General features: G+C 65.3%; 4 protein-coding genes and 1 pseudogene. 2 read left to right on the top strand and 3 right to left on the bottom strand.

Annotation, left to right across the window (positions count from 1 at the left end):
* A partial coding sequence (locus tag RMO18_RS04980) for a signal recognition particle receptor subunit alpha (protein ID WP_309664301.1) occupies positions 1-754 on the bottom strand: 754 nt, incomplete at its 3' end.
* Between the two features lie 393 nt (positions 755-1,147).
* Here RMO18_RS04980 and RMO18_RS04975 point away from each other — a divergent pair.
* Both RMO18_RS04975 and RMO18_RS04970 read left to right on the top strand, forming a co-directional pair.
* The gene (locus tag RMO18_RS04975; RefSeq protein ID WP_309664300.1) at positions 1,148-2,032 is read left to right on the top strand and encodes a LysR family transcriptional regulator; all 885 of its coding nucleotides are present in this window, start codon (positions 1,148-1,150) and stop codon (positions 2,030-2,032) included.
* Positions 2,029-2,916 carry a DMT family transporter gene (locus tag RMO18_RS04970; RefSeq protein ID WP_309664299.1) on the top strand — a complete coding sequence of 296 codons (888 nt, stop codon included), beginning with the start codon at positions 2,029-2,031 and terminating at the stop codon, positions 2,914-2,916. The genes RMO18_RS04975 and RMO18_RS04970 overlap by 4 nt, the downstream gene beginning before the upstream one ends.
* Here the strand turns inward: RMO18_RS04970 and RMO18_RS04965 are convergent, their stop codons facing one another.
* Complete coding sequence (locus RMO18_RS04965) at positions 2,917-3,627, bottom strand: NAD(P)H-dependent oxidoreductase (RefSeq protein ID WP_309664298.1); 711 nt, start codon at positions 3,625-3,627, stop codon at positions 2,917-2,919.
* A 102-nt stretch (positions 3,628-3,729) separates the two neighbouring features.
* Positions 3,730-3,909, bottom strand: a pseudogene (locus RMO18_RS04960) (hypothetical protein); the annotation flags it as partial.

Genomic DNA, 3,909 nt, shown 5'->3' with positions numbered 1-3,909 from the left:
CCATCCGGGTGAGGACAACGCCGGAGATCCCGACCTTGCCGTCAAACTCGGTGGCGACGTTGACGGCGTCCTGACCGGTCAGCCCGTCGACGACCAGAAGCGTCTCACGCGGCTGGGCGATGTCGCGGACGGACTGGATCTCGTCCATCAGGACTTCGTCGATGTGCAGGCGGCCAGCGGTATCGAGGATCAGCACGTCATAGCCGCCCATCGCGGCCTGAGTCTTGGCGCGTTTGGCGATCTGGACGGCGGACTCGCCTTTCACGATCGGAAGCGAGTCGACGCCAACCTGCGCCGCGAGGATCTGCAATTGCTCCATCGCCGCAGGGCGGTTGGTGTCGAGCGAGGCCAACAGGACGCGCTTGCCCTGCTTTTCCTTCAACCGCTTGGCCAGCTTGGCCGTGGTCGTGGTCTTGCCCGAGCCTTGCAGGCCGACCATCAGGATCGTCGCAGGCGGGTTGTCGATCTTCAGCGCATCGGCAGGGCCGTCACCGGCAAGGACGTGGATCAGTTCGTCATGGACGATCTTCACCACCATCTGGCCGGGGGTGATGGATTTGGTCACGGCGGCCCCGGTGGCCTTGTCCTGCACGCGCTTGATGAACTCGCGCGCGACGGGGAGCGAGACGTCAGCCTCCAGCAGCGCCACGCGCACTTCGCGCAGGGCGGTGATCACATCGGCTTCGGACAGGGCACCCTGCTTGGTCAGGCGGTCGAAGACGCTGCCAAGGCGTTCTGACAGGCTTTCGAACATGGCACTCTCCTTCGGTTACGCGGCACCGGATATGGGGACCGGCAGGGGTTTTCCCAAGACAAATGCATGGCGACACCTGTGGGCGCAACGCGCTGACAGGTGGCGATCCCGGCATAAGGCCCAGGGACCGGAAGCGTGTGCCTCCGGGGAATTGTCGCGGGCGATACGCCTGATGCGGCGTCAAGTCAAGCGCTGCGGGCTGCAAGCCAGCGGTTCGCCGCAGCAACCAAGTGCAGTGCGCCATTGCCGGAACCGATCCCTTCGTTCAGGGGAACCGGGTCAGCGACGTGATGGCGCCTCGCCTGCGATGATCTGCCCTTGCATCCGGCAACCATCCTGCGGATAGATTTGCTGATGTGCGCCAGCGCACAGAAAATACTATCGGGGACTGCGATGGAAAACTGGGACGAAATTCGAACTGCGTATCAGGTGGCCCGCATGGGAACCGTTTCAGGCGCGGCGGATGTGCTGGGGGTGCATCATGCGACGGTAATCCGCCACATCGACGCGCTGGAGAAACGGCTGGGGTCAAAGCTGTTCCAACGCCATGCGCGCGGCTACACCGCGACCGAGGCGGGGCGTGATCTGTTGGCCGTGGCGCAGACCACAGAGGAGCAGTTCGCGCATCTTTCGTCGCGGATCAAGGGTCAGGGCGAGACGGTATCGGGGGAGTTGGTGGTCACCTCGATCTCTGGGGTGGCTGATCTGTTGACGCCGGTGTTGGTGTCGTTTCAGCAAAAGTGGCCGGGGGTGCAACTGCGGTTCCTGACCGACATGCGGGTGTTCCGGCTGGATTACGGCGAGGCGCATGTGGCGATCCGCGCCGGGGCCGGACCGGAGGAGCCGGACAACGTGGTGCAACCGCTGGCGCGCATCAGCACCGGGCTATTCGCATCGAAGTCGTATGTCGCAGCGCACGGCGCACCCGCCTCGGAGGCGGAGTTTGACGGCCACCGCTTTGTCTGCAGCGACAACGAGGCAACGCGGGCACCGTTTCACCGCTGGCTGCGCGCCGTGGTCCGGCCCGAGCAGATCACCTATGCGTCAAGTGAAGTGGCAGCCCTTGAGGCCGCGGTGCGAATGGGCGCGGGAATCGGGTTCATGTCGGCGTTTCGTGCGGCCGGATCGCCCGACCTGGTGGAGATTCTACCGCCGCGCCCGGAATGGGAGGCCCCGCTTCGGATCGTCACCCATGTCGATCTGCACCGGACGCGCAAAGTGCAGGCGTTTCTGAGCCACCTGAAGGACGCCGCAAAAGACTGGCCGCTTTGCAGTTGACCGCTGGTCTTTCCGAGGCGCATCGCGGGCATCTGGCGATGCTGGCGTTTTCGGCACTGGTGGCGGGATCGTTCTCGCTGGGCGCGCTGGCCACGCCGTTTGTGGACCCCGCCGCGCTGTCGGCACTGCGCTTTGCGATTGCCGGGGTGCTGGTCGGCGTGGCGGCGCTGGCGACCACCGGGCTGCCGCGCAGTGCCTTTGCCTCACCCTGGCGGTATGGCGTGTTGGGGGCGTTGCTGGCCACGTATTTCGTGCTGATGTTCGAGGGTCTGCGCACCGCCGCACCGGTTTCGACCGCCGCGGTGTTTACTTTGACGCCGGTGATGGCGGCGGGCTTTGGCTGGCTGATGCTGCGCCAGCGGCTGACCGGACGGATGGCGCTGGCCTTGGGCATCGGCGCGGTGGGCGCGCTTTGGGTGATCTTTCGCGCGGATCTTGCCGCGCTTTTGCGGTTGCGCATCGGCACCGGCGAGGTGACCTATTTCTGGGGTTGCGTGGCGCATGCGGCCTATGCACCGCTGGTGCGCAAGTTGAACCGGGGCGAGCCTGCAATCGTGTTCACCTTCGGGATGATGGTGGCGGGAACGGTTCTGCTGACGCTGTGGGCGTGGCCCGCGATTGTGGCCACGGATTGGGCGGCGCTGCCTGACATCGTGTGGATCACGCTGGTTTATGTGGCAGTGGCGGCCAGTGCGATGACCTTTGTGCTGCTGCAATACGCGACGCTGCGGCTGCCTGCGGCAAAGGTCATGGCGTATACCTATCTGGTGCCAGCCTGGGTCATCCTGTGGGAGATTGCCTTGCACGGGTCTTACCCGCCGGTTCTGGTGCTGGCCGGGGTGGCGATGACGGCGCTGGCGCTGTGGTTGTTGCTGAAGACCTGACTATTGCGCCGACACGGCTTGCGGATTTCGGGCCGGCAGGGGCGGTCGGCCAATCAGCCTGTCCATCTTTGCAGCAACGCGGGCCAGATGCCGGGCACGGCTTTGCGGGGTGGAACTGTCCATCAGATAGTGCGCGGCAAAGGCACTGCGTTTGCCGGGTTTGCACAGCAAGCCCACGCCGCGCGTCAACGTCCGCTTGCCCGGCGCGCCGACCAGCGCGGTCAACCAACGGCTTGCGCCACAGGTGGTAAAGATGCCCAGCCGGGTGATGTGGCGTAGACCGGGGCGAATGGTGCGATTTTGCGCATCCGGCATGTGGAAGGCCACGTCGGGCAGCAGCACCCGGTCCAGCCAACCCTTCAGCATGGCTGGCAGGCCGTACCACCACGTCGGATAGACAAAGATCAGCGTGTCGCACCAGCGCAGGTCATCCACCTCGGACGCGACGCAATCGGTGTTGCGCGAGCAATCGAGGTATTCCTGCCATTCGGGGCCGGTCAGCACCGGCTGAAACCCCTTGGCGTAGAGGTCGCTGAGACGCACTTCGGCACCTGCGGCGAAAAGTCTTGTGGTGACAACATCACGCACTGCCGCGGTAAAGCTGTCGGGGCGGGGGTGACAAAACACGACGAGTGCGCGCATCAAGGCTGACCGGTTTTCGGGGCCGGGCCACAGGATAGTGGCGCGGCGGTCGCAGACGGGGCTGCGCATTTGGCAACACTAGCACGGAAGGCGGCACCCGCTCAACGCCCCGAACGCGGGTGGCGGCGCGAGAAGCGGCGTGGTGATGAAGCTTTGGGCGGCGGTTCGGGCCTACGCCGCAAAATCGGGAAGGCCGGTGGTCAGAAACGTGTCGGCCAGCGTCACGGTGCCTGCGGTGAACCCCGGTCCACCCAGCGCCGCGGCTGTGTCACTGTCGGCGCGGCTGCCAAGCCACGCGGTCAACAACAAGCGGCGCAGCATGATCAGCGTGGGAATGATTGCGCGGTCGGC

Source organism: Tabrizicola sp. (assembly GCF_031377265.1).
Classification (GTDB): domain Bacteria; phylum Pseudomonadota; class Alphaproteobacteria; order Rhodobacterales; family Rhodobacteraceae; genus JAUYQR01.
The sequence above is the reverse complement of the archived record's forward strand: the minus strand, read 5'-3'. Positions and strand labels throughout refer to the sequence as shown.